This window comes from Gordonibacter sp. (genome assembly GCF_036667095.1).
Taxonomy (GTDB): Bacteria; Actinomycetota; Coriobacteriia; order Coriobacteriales; family Eggerthellaceae; genus Gordonibacter.
In genome coordinates, this window is record NZ_JAVWUP010000043.1 from 1 (window position 1) to 16,977 (window position 16,977).

14 protein-coding genes and 1 pseudogene are annotated in these 16,977 nt (G+C 59.4%); 4 read left to right on the top strand and 11 right to left on the bottom strand.

The genetic code is table 11. The features are described from left to right. Positions 1-352: 352 nt before the first annotated feature. Positions 353-697: a hypothetical protein gene (locus tag RR842_RS06045; protein WP_332729247.1), complete on the top strand. Its 345-nt coding sequence runs from the start codon at positions 353-355 to the stop codon at positions 695-697. Positions 698-791: 94 nt separating this feature from the next. On the opposite strand, the gene RR842_RS06050 is transcribed toward RR842_RS06045, so the two are convergent. The 3 genes from RR842_RS06050 to RR842_RS06060 all read right to left on the bottom strand — a co-directional run bounded on the left by RR842_RS06050 (position 792) and on the right by RR842_RS06060 (position 4,151). Then, positions 792-2,216 carry an amidophosphoribosyltransferase gene (locus RR842_RS06050; protein ID WP_332513727.1) on the bottom strand — a complete coding sequence of 475 codons (1,425 nt, stop codon included), beginning with the start codon at positions 2,214-2,216 and terminating at the stop codon, positions 792-794. 776 nt (positions 2,217-2,992) lie between these two features. Next, entirely contained in the window at positions 2,993-3,412 is a 420-nt protein-coding gene (locus RR842_RS06055; RefSeq protein ID WP_332553315.1) for a peptide deformylase, read from the bottom strand. Positions 3,413-3,563: 151 nt separating this feature from the next. Then, positions 3,564-4,151, bottom strand: coding sequence for a hypothetical protein (locus RR842_RS06060; RefSeq protein ID WP_332729249.1), 588 nt, complete (start codon positions 4,149-4,151; stop codon positions 3,564-3,566). 329 nt (positions 4,152-4,480) lie between these two features. Between RR842_RS06060 and RR842_RS06065 the strand changes: the two genes are divergently transcribed. Further along, entirely contained in the window at positions 4,481-4,612 is a 132-nt protein-coding gene (locus tag RR842_RS06065; RefSeq protein ID WP_332521543.1) for a hypothetical protein, read from the top strand. Positions 4,613-4,894: 282 nt separating this feature from the next. Here RR842_RS06065 and RR842_RS06070 read toward each other — a convergent pair whose 3' ends face one another. The 4 genes from RR842_RS06070 to RR842_RS06085 form a co-directional block, all read right to left on the bottom strand. Further along, positions 4,895-5,443, bottom strand: coding sequence for a hypothetical protein (locus RR842_RS06070; protein WP_332729251.1), 549 nt, complete (start codon positions 5,441-5,443; stop codon positions 4,895-4,897). Between the two features lie 83 nt (positions 5,444-5,526). Further along, the gene (locus tag RR842_RS06075) at positions 5,527-6,390 is read right to left on the bottom strand and encodes a hypothetical protein (protein ID WP_332574533.1); all 864 of its coding nucleotides are present in this window, start codon (positions 6,388-6,390) and stop codon (positions 5,527-5,529) included. Between the two features lie 31 nt (positions 6,391-6,421). Continuing rightward, the gene (locus RR842_RS06080) at positions 6,422-7,987 is read right to left on the bottom strand and encodes an amidohydrolase family protein (protein ID WP_332729253.1); all 1,566 of its coding nucleotides are present in this window, start codon (positions 7,985-7,987) and stop codon (positions 6,422-6,424) included. A gap of 9 nt (positions 7,988-7,996) precedes the next feature. Then, complete coding sequence (locus RR842_RS06085; protein ID WP_332729254.1) at positions 7,997-9,136, bottom strand: aromatic amino acid transport family protein; 1,140 nt, start codon at positions 9,134-9,136, stop codon at positions 7,997-7,999. Between the two features lie 220 nt (positions 9,137-9,356). On the opposite strand from RR842_RS06085, the gene RR842_RS06090 reads away from it, so the two are divergent. Together RR842_RS06090 and RR842_RS06095 are read left to right on the top strand one after the other, a co-directional pair. Beyond that, positions 9,357-12,074: a DEAD/DEAH box helicase gene (locus tag RR842_RS06090; RefSeq protein ID WP_332729256.1), complete on the top strand. Its 2,718-nt coding sequence runs from the start codon at positions 9,357-9,359 to the stop codon at positions 12,072-12,074. Positions 12,075-12,085: 11 nt separating this feature from the next. Beyond that, positions 12,086-12,880 (top strand): SWIM zinc finger family protein, encoded by a 795-nt coding sequence (locus RR842_RS06095; RefSeq protein ID WP_332554286.1) that lies wholly within the window; start codon positions 12,086-12,088, stop codon positions 12,878-12,880. A gap of 201 nt (positions 12,881-13,081) precedes the next feature. Here the strand turns inward: RR842_RS06095 and RR842_RS06100 are convergent, their stop codons facing one another. From RR842_RS06100 to RR842_RS06115, 4 genes and pseudogenes are all read right to left on the bottom strand, one after another. Then, positions 13,082-13,774 carry a TetR/AcrR family transcriptional regulator gene (locus tag RR842_RS06100; RefSeq protein ID WP_332514282.1) on the bottom strand — a complete coding sequence of 231 codons (693 nt, stop codon included), beginning with the start codon at positions 13,772-13,774 and terminating at the stop codon, positions 13,082-13,084. A 92-nt stretch (positions 13,775-13,866) separates the two neighbouring features. After that, positions 13,867-14,826: a DUF5692 family protein gene (locus RR842_RS06105; protein WP_332724038.1), complete on the bottom strand. Its 960-nt coding sequence runs from the start codon at positions 14,824-14,826 to the stop codon at positions 13,867-13,869. 103 nt (positions 14,827-14,929) lie between these two features. Beyond that, on the bottom strand, positions 14,930-15,952 hold the full coding sequence (locus RR842_RS06110) for a DUF5692 family protein (RefSeq protein ID WP_332514285.1): 1,023 nt from the start codon (positions 15,950-15,952) through the stop codon (positions 14,930-14,932). Positions 15,953-16,654: 702 nt separating this feature from the next. After that, a pseudogene (locus tag RR842_RS06115) lies at positions 16,655-16,977 on the bottom strand (GMP synthase (glutamine-hydrolyzing)); the annotation flags it as partial.

A 16,977-nucleotide genomic window follows, 5' to 3' on the forward strand; every position in this document is an offset into this window, starting at 1 on the left:
CGGGCTATCGTGGCGGCCGGGAGACTCCGCTCGATTAGCGCGGGCTTCGGGTCGGTTGCTCGAGAATCATAGGAGAGCAGGGAAAGGGAGGTTTCTCTTCCCTGCTCTATGCAAGAGGGGGAGGGCTGGCTTCTTCCTTCTTTTGCGCATACAGAGGAGGGCGCTTGAATGGGTGAAGGAAGCTTCCTTGATATGACCGATGAGGCGGAGCTTGGCGTTTCCAAGAGCCTAGGTCGCACACTCATGCAGCCGAGCTCTTACTCAGCCAGCGCCGCTTTACCCAGCAGACAGATTGCGCAGGTGCGGTGCTGATCGCCCGTGTGAGCTGCCTCATTTCTGCGACCTTACGGGAATGAAGGTTCTCCTTAGAAGCAGCGAAGGGGCCGAATGGGAAGAGGAGATCGTCGCCTTCAGCGGCGTCGAGAACGAGACCGGTGAGATACGTGTCGCGACCGGATCCGTTGTGGGTACCTATTCGTGGACGGCTGAGTATCGAAGCGCTGGCAAAAACGGCTCGGGCCATGCGGCGGTTTACAGCACCGTGTCGATTGAGTACCGGCCGCATGCGGTGAGCTTGGCGGTGCGGGATGCCGCCAAGCCTGTCGTTACGGCGACGGTCAACATAGGGGCTGCTTGTGCGGTTGGCTTGAACTGCGGTTCGAGTTGCCTGGCCGCAGCCGTCCTGTTTTCGCTTTGAAACAAGAGAAACCCTCGAATCCGCATCCAGCCTCAGGGGCTTGTTTGGCTTCGAGGGTTTCCGATTACGTTCGGCCGATGCGGCGTGCTTGGGGTTATTCCTTGCCCGACCAGCAGTAGGTACACACTTTGTCGCGATCGATGCCGATGGCTTCCAGCATGCCTTCGAGCGTCTGGTAGCCCAGCGAGTCGAAGCCCATCGTCTCGCAAATGGATTTCAACATGCACTTGCCGCGCTCGGTCGAGCCGTCGGCGTACTCGTCGAGGTGCTTCTGCCCCTCGTCGCCTTCGAGGTCCTGCACCACGCGACGCGCTATGAGTTCCATCTCGGAGCGGCTGCGGGAGAAGCTTAGGTATTTGCACCCGTACATGATAGGTGGGCAGGCCGAGCGCATGTGCACCTCGGCGGCTCCGCATTCGTGCAGGTAGTTCACCGTTCCTTGCAGCTGGGTGCCGCGCACGATGGAGTCGTCCACGAACATGAGCTTCTTGTCGCGGATAAGCTCGGGCACGGGGATCAGCTTCATCTTGGCGACACGATTGCGCACGTCTTGGTTGGTGGGCATGAACGAGCGCGGCCAGGTAGGGGTGTACTTGATGAAGGGGCGGCCGAAGGGGGCCTTGCATTCTGTGGAGTACCCGATAGCGTGCGGCACGCCCGAGTCCGGCACGCCGGCCACATAGTCGACGTCGGGCACGGTGCCCCGCGCCGCTTCGTCGCGGGCCATGATGGCGCCGTTGCGATAGCGCATGACCTCGACGTTGATGCCTTCGTAGTTCGAGTTCGGATAGCCGTAGTAGGTCCACAAAAAGGCGCAGATCTTCATCTCGGCTCCAGCGGGGGAGATAGTTTCGTAACTATCGGCGCTGATGCGCACGATCTCTCCCGGACCCAGCTCGTATTCGTCGTCGTAGTCGAGTTTGTGGTAGGCAAACGACTCGAAAGAGATGCAGTGGCCCTCGTCGTTCTTGCCGATAAGCACCGGCAAGCGACCCATCTTGTCGCGTGCCGCGATGATCTGGCCGCCGTCGGTCATGATAAGCAGCGTGAGCGAGCCTTCGATGACGTTCTGGGCGAACTTGATGCCTTCGACGAAGGTGTCCTTTTGGTTGATGAGGGCCGCCACCAGCTCGGTAGTGTTCACGGCACCCGAACTCATGGCCATGAACTGACGACCGCCGCTGGCGAAGTTCGCCTCGACGAGCGCCTCGGCGTTGTTAATGGCGCCTACGGTGGTGATGCCGAACGTGCCCAAGTGAGAGCGTACGAGCAGGGGTTGCGGGTCGGTGTCGCTGATGCAGCCGATGCCGCTGCACCCATGGAAGCCGGGCAGGTCGTCTTCGAAGCGCGTGCGGAACGGCGTGTTCTCGATCGAGTGGATCTCGCGCTGGAAGCCGTCGTCCGTGTCGTGGAAGATCATGCCCGCACGTCGCGTTCCCAGATGCGAGTGATAGTCCACGCCGAAGAACACGTCCAGCACCACGTCTCGCTTTGATGCTGCACCGAAAAATCCGCCCATGAGATTTGCCTTTCGCCTTGCTCGTTGCCTGCCGTGTCAACAAAGGCACCAGTATAAAGCTAGCGGCAGCCCGATTGGCCGAGGTCGTCGGGTGTTCGCGGTTTCTGCATGAGAAACGGTAATTTTCGGCGATTGGGTGCACAACGCGCGTTGGACGCTGCGCCTGCTTTGTTGTCTTTCTGGGTTTGAAGGCAAGTTTGACATTGGACTTTAGAGGATCGCTACCGCAAACGAGACAGCGGTAAACAGAACTCCGAAGCAAGATGCCAGGGCGTATTCGCGTTCGGTCAGACCGAAGGGGACCCCTTTTGCGCTCCGATGGAGAGATGCGTGTGTCAGAGGCTGGGGGCTGGTGGCGGGTTGTGTCTGTTCCGCTCGCGCATGGAGCGGCCGCCGGCGTTGCGGGTTGAGGCCTCCTGCGATCACCGTGATGTCCGCTCGCCGACCTTCGGGGTGGGCGGGATTGTCTGGGGTGTTGCTACGGCGCGAAGAGGGGGTAGGTGCGGTACTGCATGATTTCGTGGCGAAGGCGGCGCTGTTCATGGTCTCTCCTCGAGTCGTGCTGTGAGCTTTCGCTTGCCAGCATATCTGTTGGAGGTATTATTATCTGTACTGAAAAGGGGACAGCAAATGAATGAATCAGAAGAAAGCCCGCTTTGACCGATGTTCTGAGAACACTCCGGGGGCGATGTCTGCTGCGCGTCGGCAGGCAGGTTTTTCTTCGTCGCAGCCGGTGAGCCAGAAGACGATCTCGCCGTCTTCTGGCTGGTTGCGGTTTAGACCAGTTTGCCCTTGCAGTGGTCGATCATATGTTGGATGATCTGGGCGGTCCAGCCGGTGAATTCTTTTTTGCGCGGCTGCAGTGCGCCGTCTGCCAATTCCTCGTACGTTACCTTGATGCGGTCGTAGCGCGTCACCTTGGACTCGGCTTCCAGCGAGAGGCAGCCTTCGACGGCCTTGAACGCGCCTAGGGCTTGCAGCATCCGAGGGTTGTACATGATGTGGGGCTGGTCGTTGTCGTCCAGGTAGGCGACGATGCATTTTGTGGCACCGATCTGGTTTGCTGCGAGGCACGCCGCGCCTTCGAGCGAAGTGAGCGTTTCTAACAGGTCCTGCGCTACCTGGGCATCTTCCGCAGTGGCGGCTTCGCAGGGTTGCGAGAGGGCGTCTTCGTCTTTCACCAGTTCCTTGATCATGGTTCCTCCATCGGGGCATGTCGTGCTCGTCTTGGGCGACCGAACTTGCAGTCGGCAACATCGGTTCGATTTCGGATGAATTCTACCATGAATGGCGTCTTCGTCGATGCAGACCGCTTGCTGGACAGCTTGGCAGTCGCGGCGTGCCGCATTAAGAGCGGTGCTTTTTTGTGATCCTGTCTGCAACATGCGAAGCTTTGTCGGCGGCAGTACGGCCGAATTGGGGGACACCATCGCGCGCACGGGCCGCTACCGACTTTGCTCCGTCGGCTACGGCGTGTCCTAGTTTGGGTGCTGTTTCGCGCACGTGCTCCGCTGCTTTCGCTGCGCCCGAAGCGGCGGCTTTCGCACCTGCTTGCGTTCCAGCGGCCAACGCCTTTGCGCCGGTTTGCGCACCCGAGGCGACGTTCTTCGCTCCGGTCTTTGCTGCGCGCGCCACGTGGGGTGCTACGACTTTGGCGTGCTCGGCGGCCTTGCGGGCGTAGGGCTCGATCACGGGAGCAACCGTTGGCGCAATCTGCGCTACTTTTTTCACGGCGGGCATGGCGCGCGTTGCGACGCGCTTCACTCCCACGGGAAGCGGCGCGAAACGCAGGACCTTCTCGGCGACGTCGACCGCTTTGCCGAAGGTTTCCGCATACTCTTTCGCGCTTTTGTTTTGCTTGTTCGGATCCGATGCCGAAACGTTGGGCTCCTCAGGGGCTTGGCCGTTCGAAGCGTTCTGGGCGTGCTCGTCCATGGCGGCTCTCGTTTCGCGTGCAGGTGGGCGGGAAAGCGGTTCGCGATCATTTTGACACAGGTGCACGGGCGCGGCTTGGTATTTTTCGCATACAGGGATGCGTCAACGAGAAATGTATGCGGGAAGTCGGCCAGGGTTGCTTGCCAGAAGAGCGGGTACCTCAACCTCCTTGCTGGTCAGATCTCTTTTCTCGCCCTCGCCGTGTTCGCGAACCTTGTAACCGCCGAAGTTTACGAGGCGGGGGGAGGGGGTTATGACCTGCGTTATTAGTCCCAAACATATTTGAGATAGCTTTCGAATACCTGTTTCCTTCTAAGTGTCAAAGAGGGATGTTTAAAGGCGTCGGCATCGACTACGCTCTCGCTCTTGTTTCGCACGACGAGACTGCGTTGACGAGTCTGTCCATTCCGCGTATGACGGCTGCTGAAGTGTTCGGGTTGTTAGGGAGGCAACGTTCGTAGACCTTGCTTTTATCCGGGCTATGACGCTGGGTTATGCAGGTGGTGCCTTTGGCTGGAATGCGCTTGCGCTCTGCATGAGATCGAACGCCACCTCGCAGCTTTTGAAACGTAAACTGCAATCGTCGCTTTTTGGAAACCCAAGTAAGGGAATGCTGCCGTACCAAACGGTACTGTCGTCGATGACGGCCAAAGAGGATATTCTGTCTTCGCAGACGGAAACCTCGCAACCGATTTCGCGAAGTGCTGCGACATCATCTTCGAGCAGTTGGGCATATTGTTCGTTCAGGGGTTTGCCAACGACGATTGAGATAGGTATGCCTCGCTGTACAGCTGCTTCTTCTCTTGCGGCGTGCCATCTCCGGTAAGGAGGAAGACCACGTGTCCTTTGGCCTCCAGTTCGCGTGCGAGAAGGGCGGCATGTTCTTTACGCTTGGTGATCACGAGCGGTGTTCGTCCTTGCTGCAACGCATCTGTCGTGTCACGGATGATGAGCTGGTTTCTTGCGTTGTGGGCGCAGAGCTTGTCGAGGATTTGATTGAAGGACGATCCTGATTCGATGCCTTCTAGGCGAATTCTCGTGAACCTCAGATTGAGATGCCGTGCGAACCCCTGCTCGATCGCTCTTTTCCAGTAGCGATTGAAACGTTGCGATGTCCACGATGCCGCTCGGCGCATTCTTGCCGCCGCCAATTTGACCGACGAGAGATCGCTTCTTGCGGCTTTTGCGGCCGGTTTTTGTGAGCAACTCGGGTAACGCTTCATTGATGGAGAGAAATGCTTCCAGGCGCTCTTGCCATTGCGAGAGAAGCGTGGTTCCGGGAACGATGACAAGCGTGCGCACCTTCAGCTGGGCGATGAAATAGGCACCGATGACCGTCTTTCCGAAGCCCGTGGGTGCGGAAAGAACGCCGCATTCATGTTGAAGGAGTGCTGTTGCCCTGTTTTTGGGCCAGCCCTTGGAAGGGCAGCGCGATGAGATTGCCGAAGCTCCCTTCAGGAATCGTGGACTGCGCGGGGAAGAGTCGGTCGTAGGCGCTGAACCCAAGCGCCCCTGTTGTGTTTGTGGCGGTTGTGATGAGCGTGCTGCCAAGATTTCTGGCAAGTGCTGCATCGATAGGTTCGGAAAAGAAAATCCATGCATGGCCGCCATTGCCTGAGCGAGATCTTTCTATCGCAACGTTGATGCTGGAGGCCTCGCACGCTTGCTGGTATGCGGCGATCTCGCTTTTCCAGCCCTCCTTGTCGAAATCAGCGACGAGCACGGAGGTCTTGCAATTCTTGCCGAGAACGTACAGCCCGACAACGTCTTTGAAGTCCGATCGCTCACCTTTGAAGTGGCTTACGAGTGCGCTGTCGCTTAAGGGTGCGAAAGAGCGTTGGGGGCAATCCGGACATCGAGCTTTCAGGTTTGTTTTCTTTGGACAGACGCCCGGTTTCCATTCGTTGCTGCACATCGGAGCGTACCCGATGCCGCCGCCTTTTCTGCGATGCCCATGGGCGTATACGTCTTTGCGGCCTTCGAACAGCAACTTGAAGAGGGTAATCTTGTCTTTCGTGGAGCTTTCCGAGGTGACGATACCTTGTCGAGCCGCCTTGGTCGAGAATTCTCGGCCTCCGTGCGACCACTCATCTTCCGTGGCGTAGAAGCGCTTCCCTGAAGCGTCCGTATACACGACGATAGTCGTGTCGCCGTTGGTGTGGGGAAGAAGCTCGGCAAATGTCGCCTCGTCTCCGTTCACGATGGCATATTTCGGAGTTTTGGCTACCGGTTTGTCCATGCGTATCGTTTCGCTAGGAGGGGGCGGTTGTCTAAATCTTCCGCGGGCGGGTGGCGAGCAGGCGGGCGAAGGCTCCCAGGCCATCCGGCAGCGGTTGGTAGCGCTTGCCGCGTAGCCAGAGAACCTGTGCGCACATGCCGTCCAAAGCGGCAGACTCGATGTCGAGCAGGTTTTCTTCGCAGGTGAAAAAGCTCGCTTCCCAGCCTTCGCGCAGCAACCCCTTCTTCTCGCCGAGCATCTGACCGCCGTTGACCGTGTAGGTTTTGAGCGCTTCGTATGCCGAGAGCGACTGGTCCTGCACCGAGAACTCGCGCATGCCGCGCATTTGCAGGAACGGATCGACCGACTGCACGGGCGAATCGCTCGACCCGCACAGGGGCACGTCGGCTTGGGCGAAGCGTGCGAGGGGTATCTGGCTTGCGATCTGGGGCGCGCTCAGGTAGCGCTCGTAGCCGTGCAGGAAGCGCTGGTCTATCCATGCATAGCCGGGCTGCACGGTGACGAAGGGCTTCAGCTTGCAGATGCGCTCCACGGCGTGCGGAGAGGGGAATTCGCAGTGGTCGATGCGGTGGCGCCCCGGAACCTGTTCGAAGATGTCGACAAGCTGGTCGATAGCGGCATCCCCGATGGCATGGGCTGACACCATAAAGCCGCGGTTTGCGAAATGCTCGGTTGCTTTCGAGAGTTCTCCATCCTCGAAGTAGAGCGAGCCCTGCGTGCCGTCGAGGTAGGGTTGGACGAAGGCTGCCGTGCGCGACCCCACCGAGCCATCCAGTTCCCACTTCATGCAGCCGCCTACGCGTGGCGCTCTCATGCGACCCTGTACAGCTTGCAGCTTCTTCTCGTCCATGTACTGGGGAAACAGGCGCGCGTCAAGGGGGAGTCGCTGGGCGATGAGCGCCGTAAGCTCGGCCATGCGGTCGCGCTCGCTGTCGTCGGTGCCCTCAAGCGCGCATACGGTGCCGATGCCGAAGCGGGCACATTCGTTGCAGACGTGCGCGATGCCGTGTGCGAGCGCGCGGGGCGTGATGCTGGTTGCCAGGTGGTCGGTGAACGCGCCGAGGTTGGCATCGTGCGCGGGTCCTGCAAGAACGCCGTCAGGGGCGATGCCCTCAAGTTCTAGGGCTTCCAGCAGCGACGACGAGCAGGCGCTGGAGTGTCCGTCGATGTTGAGCACCCACACACGTGCGCCGCTTCCCCATGCGTCTAACTCGAAGCGGTTGGGCAGGCGACCTTCGTCCATTGCAGCGGTGATGTAGTTTGTGAAGATGAGCAGGCTGCTTGGTTGAGCGTGCTCGGCGAGTGCACGAATTTTCCGCTCGATGCCGGCGAGGTTGTGCGGCTCGACGCCGCCGTCGACCAGTTCACACACGGGCTCTCCCATGCTCGCCAGGGCGATGCTGTCCAGGAGGTGCAAGTGGGCATCGATGAGCGCGGGAAATACGTGCATGCCGCCCAAGTCGACTCTGCGTGCGTTCGACGCCGCGACGTCTTCGTCGAATCCGGTGATGGTGTCGCCCTCGACCGTCATGGAAGCGTGCTTGTCGGATTCGCTTTCCATGGTGTGGAACGTGGCGTTTTCAAAGATGGTTTTCATTGCGGTTCCTTACAGGCTCACGGCGCTGCCGACGGCCATGAGCAAAAACGCCAGCAGGACGATTATCTGCATGGGGGTGCTAGCCAAAGCATTCGGCAGCAGCAGTTTCCCGTTCGCGCGTCGACAGCGCCGGAAGGCGGGCACGACGAGAAACGCCATAAGGATGGCGATGAGGCCGCCGGCCGTGCGCATGATGTCGAGGAAACCGCCCAGGTTCAGCAGCACGAGCAGCAGCGAGGGGAGCGTGGCGATAAGCCAGCAGATGCGGCGGTTGAGCTTCGTCTGCTCCTCGATGATGTCCGAGAGCGCAAGTGAGATGGACCAGTACGTGGTGAGCATGGCAAGTATGGTGAATATCGATCCGAGCACCTGAGCCCACGGCCCGATGCCTTCCGACCAGCCGATCATGGCCAGCTGCGTGATGCGAGCCGAGCTGCCCAGTGAGCATGCAACGATCACCACCACGAACAGGAAGTTGAGCCCGAGGCCGATGAGGATGGCGCGGCGCACTTTCACCGGGTCGCGATCGAGCCCCTCGACAGCTTGCGGCACGCTGAAGAAGGCGACGAAGGCGAACATGGACATGCCGAAGAAGGCGAGGATCTCGTTAGGCTGCCCCACGACACCGAACGGCAGGGGGTTGTGCCAGTTGAACAGCGACGCAACGGCCAGGATGATCACGATGACGATGATGGCCGAGACGGATGCGGCTTCGCTTACGCCGAGCACTTTCAGCCCGAAGAACACCACGGCGGCGGCGATCACGTAGAACGCGATCTGGGCTGCAAGCGGGGGAAGCCCGGCCGCGATGAATATCTCCGCACCGCCCGCGACGTAGGCGGCGAGGTTTGTGATGAGTACGACTGTGGTGAGCGCGAACAGCGCCACTACGAAGACGTTGCCGTGTTTGCCACGGAACAGGTATGTGCGAAACACGGAGATGACCTGGGTCCCCTTGCCGCTGCCGAGGGTGATCTCGGCCAGCATCATGTGCATGCAGTAGCTGAAGAAGAAGGCTGCCAGCATGATAGCCAAGCTGGGCAAAAGTCCCGCGCGGTCCACGAGGTAGGGGAGCGTCATGATGCCGCTGCCCACCCCGTATCCCGTGATGATGCAAGCTGCCTGCCAGGTGGTGAGTTTGTTGTGCATGTTGGTTCCGTTTCGTGTAAGAGATGCCAGCTTCAGACACGAATTGTACACGGTGGATGCGGATTGGTTGGGGTAAACAGCTGAATATCGAAGAGTCGTGTGGGTGCATGGGCTCTTATCGTGTCTTAATCGCTTGCGATCTCTTTCGTTCGTTTTGTTCAGGGTCTTTCCTTGAGGGACGCTTCGCGCTAAATTGGCAGGAAAAGGGGAAAGGTGGTATATGGACAAGGTTGCCCAAGGAAAGCTTGGCGTGCTGTTCACATCGGACGGCTTTCGGCTTGATGTCGTGGAGGGCGAACTGTGCGAGGAGGCGGCCGCTGCGCAGAGCGCTTTCGAGCAAGATCGCTACCGGGCCCTGTATTACCTTGGTTTTGCACCGGCGGCACCCTGGTTCTACCCATCTCTGCATTTTCTGCATGCCGTTTGCGAGGCGTTCTTCCGTGAACTGACCAGCATGCCGGAGCTGGAGCTTGCCCGGGATGATGTGGAGGTCGTACTTGAGCCGGATGTTGCCAACCGCCTTTTAGGCCAGCGGCCGTTCGGCTTAGGCTCCGAGCACGTCGATGTCTCGTGGTTGCAAACCCTGTTCACGCGGCTCAATGAGCTGTTCGTAGAGGAGATAGCGGCTTGGTCGGGCACCGTCGAGCTGTACTTCACCGAGCGAACGCAGCAGCTACGTGTTCCCGAGCGCATCTTCTTTCACCTGGTGGAGAACCGAAAGGATGAGGAGTGTCCCTTCGCGTTCATGGCAACGTATGCCACCTATGCAGAGGACGGGTCGAGCAAGACCGTTCGGCATTTGCCGCTGCGCTATGCGCTCACAGAGTATCGTGACGACCAGAAAAAGCTGCTTGAGCTGCTTGGTTGCTTAGGGCGTGCGGCGGCGAAAAGTGCGTTGATCTCGGAGCTTGTCGAAGATGGTGAGTTGTTCTCGGCACTGCGCTTTACGGTTGGCGAAGCGTATACATTTTTGCGGGAGATGCCTCTGTATGAGGAGGCGGGCATCTATTGCCGCATTCCCAATTGGTATAAGGGCAATCGCTCGAAGGTGCAGCTGGGGGTGTCGGCGGGCGAGAAGCCGCCAAGTAGGCTGGGAGTCGACGTCTTGGTGGGCCTGTGTCCTCGGCTTGCGGTGGACGGCGTTGAATTGACCCGTGCCGAGGTGGCCGAGCTGCTGGCGCAGACGGAGGGCCTGGCACTACTGAAGGGTAAGTGGGTCGAGGTTGACCACAGTCGCCTGCAGGCATTGCTCGATAGGTACGATGAGGCACAGGGCGGGGCAGTGACGCTCCTCGATGCGCTGAGGGGTACTCACTCGCTTGCGGTGGAGGAGGACGCAGAAGACGAGGACTGGGGCACGAGCAATGGCGAATGGCTGCGGTCTTTGCGCGACAGGATGCAGCGTCCGCAGTCGATGGAGCCACCGGAGTTGCCCGGGTCGTTCGTGGCGACCCTTCGCCACTATCAGCAAAGCGGCTACGCGTGGCTCGACTACGTGACCGCGTTGGGATTCGGTGCCTGCCTGGCCGATGACATGGGGTTGGGAAAAACGGTGCAGGTGATTGCATACTTGGAGCATCTGCGAACCTGCGCGGCTGGCGCGGAGGCCGTGGGTCCTGCGGCTTTGGCCGCGTCCGCCAAGGCTGCTCCCACGGACTCCTCTGCCGTTGCCACTCCCGCAATGCGCGCGCTACTCGTGGTTCCCGCCTCACTCCTGGGGAATTGGCAACAGGAACTTGCTCGTTTCGCACCAGACATGCCCTATCAGGTGCTTCATGGGCGACCAGGGAGGGTGCTTGAAGAGGAGTTTGACGAAACGGCTTTTCTTACCATCACCAGCTACGCGATGGCGGCGAAGCTTGCCTGCGTGCAAGGCCGATTTTGGGATGCGATGGTGCTTGACGAGGCGCAGGCCATCAAGAATCCGGCTGCCAAGCAGACGCGAGCCATCAAGCAGATCGAGTCGCGCTGCCGCATAGCCATGACGGGCACGCCTATCGAAAACGACCTGTCGAATCTCTGGTCGCTGTTCGACTTCCTGAACAGTGGACTTTTGGGGACGAAGACCGAGTTCGCAACGTTCTCCCGGGGCCTGGCAACTCGGCCGCGTGGCTATGCACGCTTGCGCGATATAGTGAGCCCTTTCATTTTGCGGCGCCTGAAGACCGATAAGTCCATCGTGGGCGACCTGCCAAGCAAAAACGAGATCGACCTGCATGTGACCCTGTCGAAGAAGCAGGTTGTGCTGTATCGCAAAGTAACGGCGGAGCTGGCGCGTGCCATTGAAGAGGCGCAGGGCATCGCCCGCTCTGGTCTGGTGTTAACCACCATCATGAAGCTCAAGCAGATTTGCAACCATCCAAGCCAATACCTGGGCGATGAGGCGTTCGCGAAGAAGGATAGCGGCAAATTCGCCTTGCTTGAGGAGCTGTGCGGGACCATCTATGCCAAGCGGGAGCGCGTGCTGGTGTTCACTCAGTTCAAGGAAATGTGCGGCCCGCTGGATGACTTTCTGGCCGAGCTGTTTGGACGGCGCGGGCTGGTCGTTCATGGTAGCGTTGCCCCGAAGCGGCGTACGGCGCTGGTAGCACGCTTCCAGGATGAGGACGACTACGTGCCCTATATGGTGCTCTCGCTGAAGGCCGGCGGCACGGGATTGAACCTGACCGCTGCGAACCATGTGATCCACTTTGATCGCTGGTGGAACCCGGCGGTTGAGAACCAAGCGACCGACCGGGCTTTTCGCCTGGGGCAAAGCAGAGATGTGATGGTGTACAAGCTTATGGCGGACGACACTATCGAGGGACGCATAGCCCAGATTATCGCCGACAAGAGCAAGCTTGCTGACGATGTCATAGGCGGCGGTGCATCAAGCGGCGAAAGCTGGATAACCAAGTTGGATAACGACGAACTCATGAATCTGATCAGGTTGGATTAGGGGGTAGGCTGATGGCGCGCAGGTATGGCAGCGGATACGGCTCGGGGCGCGGCAGACGCACTTCGGCAGGTCGCCCCGATGTTCCCGGCTATTCCCCGGAGTATTATTCGCAGCCTTCGGCGGCAGAGCTGAAGGCGAAGGCGGCGAAAAGCGCACAGCGAGCTGCCGATAACCGCGAGGCGCTCGACCCGGTTATTGTGCAGGGGCGCAAGATAGCTGTCACCTGGTGGGGTGCGGCCTGGTGCCGAAACCTTGAATCGTATGCCGACTACGATAACCGCATCGGGCGCGGGCGAAGCTACGTGCGGGCGGGTAGCGTCATCGACCTTTCCATCGAGCGAGGGCGCATCGTCGCGCAGGTGCAGGGTACGAGGGTGCGCCCGTATTACGTGGTGGTTACCATCGATGTGGTGAGCGAGGGGCGCTATCGCAGTATCCTCAAGCAATGTGGTCGGCGTATAGAGAATCTTGAGGCCCTGGTGAACGGTGACTTCCCGCAGGAGATGGGGGAGCTGTTCGCCAATCAGGAGACGGGCCTGTTTCCGTGCCCATCCGAGATACACTTCGACTGCAGCTGTCCGGACTGGGCATCCATGTGCAAGCACGTAGCTGCTGTGCTCTACGCCATTGGTAACCGACTCGACCGTGAGCCGCTGCTCTTCTTCGAGTTGCGCGGCATTGACACGGGCGACCTCATCCAAAAATCGGTGGACGAGAAGCTTGACGGCATGCTGGACAATGCAAGCGTGAGGACAGCTCGCGTGATAGATGAAGCCTCGATCGACGAGCTGTTCGGCGTGCTTTGAGGCGATGTTTTAACTTGTCAAATCCGATATGAACGTCAACCTTCCTGCGCCGCTTCACTTGGCAGAGAAGATGGAGGGTGTATCTGGACTCCCGTCAAAAAGGAAAAACCCTCGGTTGCAGTGAGCTACTGATTGTCGGTCCGCATCCCTCGGGGGCGTATAATGCCAGCCGTCTGATCGCGCTCGGGCGGCGGCCCCTTCTCATCCCGAAGCGGCGGGGTGTTCCGGCCACGGGGGTGGGTCCATCACTCGCATGTTTAGACGCAGCGTTTGCATGATGAGGAGCGCCAGTTCGTCATCGGTGATGTCCGGCTTCGCTTTCATCATCCCCACCAGGCCGAACAAAAGCATTCCGAACGTTTCGGGCACCAGCTGGATCTCGACAGTGCGGTACGCCGTGTATTCGGACACGATGTAGCGCTGGATGCACGCTACGATCTCGCGCACGGCCCGCGTGGCGAATTCGTCGCGTACGCCCAACTCTTCCAGCACGGCTGCCATAGGGCGCGGCTTGCCCGATGTGGTGTAGAGCGCCCGGCGAAACGCCGACACGCACTTTTTTAGCTCGGAGGGCGTGTTGCCGAACGTGCGCAGCTCGTTCCAGGTGGACACGCTTTCGATCAGATCCTCCAGATAATCGTCAAGCACGGCAGCAGTTACGGCCTGCTTGTTGGGGAAATAATAGTACACCAGGCTGCGGGCCACGCCGGCCTCGCGAGCAATGGAGGCCAAGCTGGTGGCCGCCACTCCTTCTCGTTCGTACAGCTCACGCGCGGCCAGCATGATGTTGCCCGCCGTGCCGTCCAGCCGCGCACTTTCGCGCACCTGCCGCGTGACGGGACGCGGCAGGTGCGGGTTGACTCCCGGCATGGGGGCACTGTTCTGCAGGGACACGACGGCTCCTTCATTCGTTCGGGAAACCGCTGCGCGCGTATGCCGCCGTGCGTCGCCGCCCCGTTTTGCACACGGACCTTGGACGCGCGGACCTAGCGGTTTTCCTCGACGACTTCCCGATAGCTCTTGGTATCAGTATAAAGCTCGTCTTTCAGCGGGTTAAGATGCCGCGCGCGAATCCGATGAAATTGGTAGGCAGCAAGCGCCACGTTGGCGGCAAGTGTCACCAAGCTTACCGCGAAGAATGCAGCCGGGTTGTGCGTGGTGGGAATTTCCGCAAACGTGTAGAACTGCGGCACCGCCATGGCGAACATCGCGTACAGCCCTAGCGTTTGCGCGCGATGCTGCAACCACGCGCCGCGCTTCGTGAAAAACGTGGGGATGGTGCAGGCGATCAGCAGCGCCAAGCCTGTGTACGTGGAATGGTCGGACATGCAGTTGTAGGTGTAAGCGAAGTTCCACAGATCGTAGGCGATAATCCACATCCAAATCATGTCGGGCCAGATCATGTCCCTCGACTTGTCTTTTGAAATGAAGATGCCGAACCAGCCGCAGATAGTGACGATGTTCAAGATGCCGGCCACCGCGTTCATGATGTTCCACGGACCGGAGATCATCCACACGTGGTCGACCACGGCGCCATCCCACAGCCCGAAACTGAACATCTGCACGTCGCGCACCACGGCCTCAGCGATGTTGACAGCTAAGATGAGCGGCGGGAAACAGAGCGCCCAGCGCTTTTCGTACAGGTAATGCGTCTGGCCGTTGGCGCCGCGCCACCTCACGAATCTAAGCGCCATAAAGCCCACACATCCGGCTAGGGCGGAATACGTCTTCGCCCAGTTGAACCAGTTGCCCGTGCCGTATTCGTTGCCAGGTGTGGCGGTGTAGGGCCATACGAACACGGTCAGCACGATGGGCGCGACGATGAACAACGCCACGCCGCCCCATGCGCTCGTGCGTCCCAATTCGTTGAACGCCATCAGAGCGAACAGCACGAACAGCCAGATGGCCCACACCGTAGGGTCGCTTGCTTGGTACAGGATACCCATAGGTTACCTCCTTGGATCGAGTGGCGCCCGGGTCGCACGGCTTGCGGGGCGCATCAAGGCTTGCCGCGCACGGTGCGCATGCCGCCAATCGCATGGTTGCAAGCTAAGGGCGCGTCACCATCGTGTCCACACGGCCCTTGTCATCCCACGCCGCAACGTAGCCGAACTCTTCCAAGTTCGCTAGAGCTGCTTCGCGCTCGCCCTCGGGAACGTCGATGTTATCAAGGTAGACGCTGCGGTACCGCGGGCTATCGATGAACAGCTCATGCTTGAAGGGATTGCGCTTCTTCACCAACATGGTGCGTACCTGATACACCGCCACGCACGCGTTGAACACGAGCGCGATCACGGAAATAACCAGGTGCGCGGCAGGATTGTTGGTGGAATGCACCACGAACATCGGATGCAGGAAGAACCACGGCACCGTCATGGTGATGATCATGTTGACGGCCAACGTGCGCACGCGATGCTGCGCATAGGCACCGCGCTTGATGAAGAATGCCGGGATAGTGCAGGCGAGCAGCAGGACCAGGCCGCAGTACATGGAGCGATCCGACACGCTGTTGTAGGTGTACGCGAAGTTCCACAGGTCGTACCCGATGACCCAGAACCACATTTGATCAGGCCATATGTAGTCCTTCTTCTTTTTGTTGCTCACGATGATGCCGAAAAATCCGCAGATGCACAGCGCGTTCAGGATGCCCGCCACGCCGTTAATAACGTTCCACGGCCCACCAACCACCATGTAGCCGTCCACCATGCCCGTCACGCCCGCCAGCTGGAAGTCACGGATGCACGCCTCCAGAATGTTGATGGCGAAGATGATGGGCGGGATGCATACGAGGTACTTCTTCTGGAACGCCGGGAAGTACACGATAAGCCATCCTAGAATGGCACCCGCCAAGCATGAGTACGTTTTCACCCACTGGAACCATGTGCCCGCGCCTGTGCCCTCGACGGCGGTGTTTGGCCACACGAACACCGTTAACACGATGGGTAGCGCGACGAACATGGCCGCGCCGATCCACTTGTTCAGGCGGGAAAGCTCGTTCATCCCTATAAGGAACACCAGGTAGATGACCACGCTTACCAGAGCCGTCGCCGAAAGTGGTTCGTAGAAGAACATAAGAGCCCCTTCCCCTCGAATACGTGCAAACCATCTTAGGAAAACGCCCGAAAACTCGATGCGCCCTCCTCATAACACGGTTCGCCTCTATTGAGGCACAGCATAGCAAGGAGATTTTCCATGGGCTTGACGCTTTCGTATTGAAGCGTCAAATTCTGTTTTCTATTGTACGCGGCGCGCACAACGCACGGTGCGAGGCACGCGGTCGCCGCGCGCCTATTGGCGCGCCAAGAACCGGTACTCCGCCATCGCGGAGAGGAGGCTCGAAATGCTCGCCCGCTCTGTCTGGCATGACGAAGCAGGACTGCGTGTGCGCAAAGTTCAAGTGTGAAGAAATGACCGTCGTCCCCAGCACGAGGATCATTGCGGCCGTACGCGATCACGCTCTCGAGCTGGCAGTGCCTCGCTTACTCTAGTGGTCAGTTAGGAAGCGTCTGTAGCTTTCGCTTATTTAGCTCATCGTTGTCTGCCATGGCATGCATCCTATAACCCGTAAACGCGTCGTAGCAGCTCGATTGCTTCATCGAGCGTTAACGGGACGCCAATCTGCTTCAGCGGAACACCTTCGTCTTGTGCCATGTCGTAAAACTCAATCATGTCGACCCTTATAGAATCTGCAAGCACGGAATACATCTCAGGGCCAAGCAACCGCGCGGAACAGCGGTTTGCACTTGTGTTCAGAGGGGTAAAAAATGCGTTGGATTATTCCCACTCCACCGTCGCGGGGGGCTTGCTCGTGATGTCGTACGCGACCCGGTTCACTCCTGGTACTTCGGCCACAATGCGACCAGAAATCCGTCCTAGCACCTCGTACGGCAGTTTCGCCCAGTCGGCGGTCATTGCGTCGCTCGATTCCACGGCTCGCAGGATGATGGGGTAGGCGTAGGTCCGCTCGTCACCCATGACGCCGACGCTCTTGATGTCGGGGAGTACGGCAAAGTATTGCCATACGCTGCGCTCGCTGTTGCGGTCGCCGGTCTCCTCGAAGATGCGCGCGTTGTAGGCGTCCAGCTCTTCGCGGACGA

What these genes read in the sequence shown, in the direction of transcription:
- RR842_RS06075 (WP_332574533.1), bottom strand. Translation starts at nt 6,390, where the DNA reads ATGGACAAACCGGTAGCCAAAACTCCGAAATATGCCATCGTGAACGGA.
- RR842_RS06055 (WP_332553315.1), bottom strand. Translation starts at nt 3,412, where the DNA reads ATGATCAAGGAACTGGTGAAAGACGAAGACGCCCTCTCGCAACCCTGC.
- RR842_RS06110 (WP_332514285.1), bottom strand. Translation starts at nt 15,952, where the DNA reads ATGTTCTTCTACGAACCACTTTCGGCGACGGCTCTGGTAAGCGTGGTC.
- RR842_RS06095 (WP_332554286.1), top strand. Translation starts at nt 12,086, where the DNA reads ATGGCGCGCAGGTATGGCAGCGGATACGGCTCGGGGCGCGGCAGACGC.
- RR842_RS06105 (WP_332724038.1), bottom strand. Translation starts at nt 14,826, where the DNA reads ATGGGTATCCTGTACCAAGCAAGCGACCCTACGGTGTGGGCCATCTGG.
- RR842_RS06060 (WP_332729249.1), bottom strand. Translation starts at nt 4,151, where the DNA reads ATGGACGAGCACGCCCAGAACGCTTCGAACGGCCAAGCCCCTGAGGAG.
- RR842_RS06090 (WP_332729256.1), top strand. Translation starts at nt 9,357, where the DNA reads ATGGACAAGGTTGCCCAAGGAAAGCTTGGCGTGCTGTTCACATCGGAC.
- RR842_RS06080 (WP_332729253.1), bottom strand. Translation starts at nt 7,987, where the DNA reads ATGAAAACCATCTTTGAAAACGCCACGTTCCACACCATGGAAAGCGAA.
- RR842_RS06085 (WP_332729254.1), bottom strand. Translation starts at nt 9,136, where the DNA reads ATGCACAACAAACTCACCACCTGGCAGGCAGCTTGCATCATCACGGGA.
- RR842_RS06065 (WP_332521543.1), top strand. Translation starts at nt 4,481, where the DNA reads ATGTTTAAAGGCGTCGGCATCGACTACGCTCTCGCTCTTGTTTCGCAC.
- RR842_RS06045 (WP_332729247.1), top strand. Translation starts at nt 353, where the DNA reads ATGAAGGTTCTCCTTAGAAGCAGCGAAGGGGCCGAATGGGAAGAGGAG.
- RR842_RS06050 (WP_332513727.1), bottom strand. Translation starts at nt 2,216, where the DNA reads ATGGGCGGATTTTTCGGTGCAGCATCAAAGCGAGACGTGGTGCTGGAC.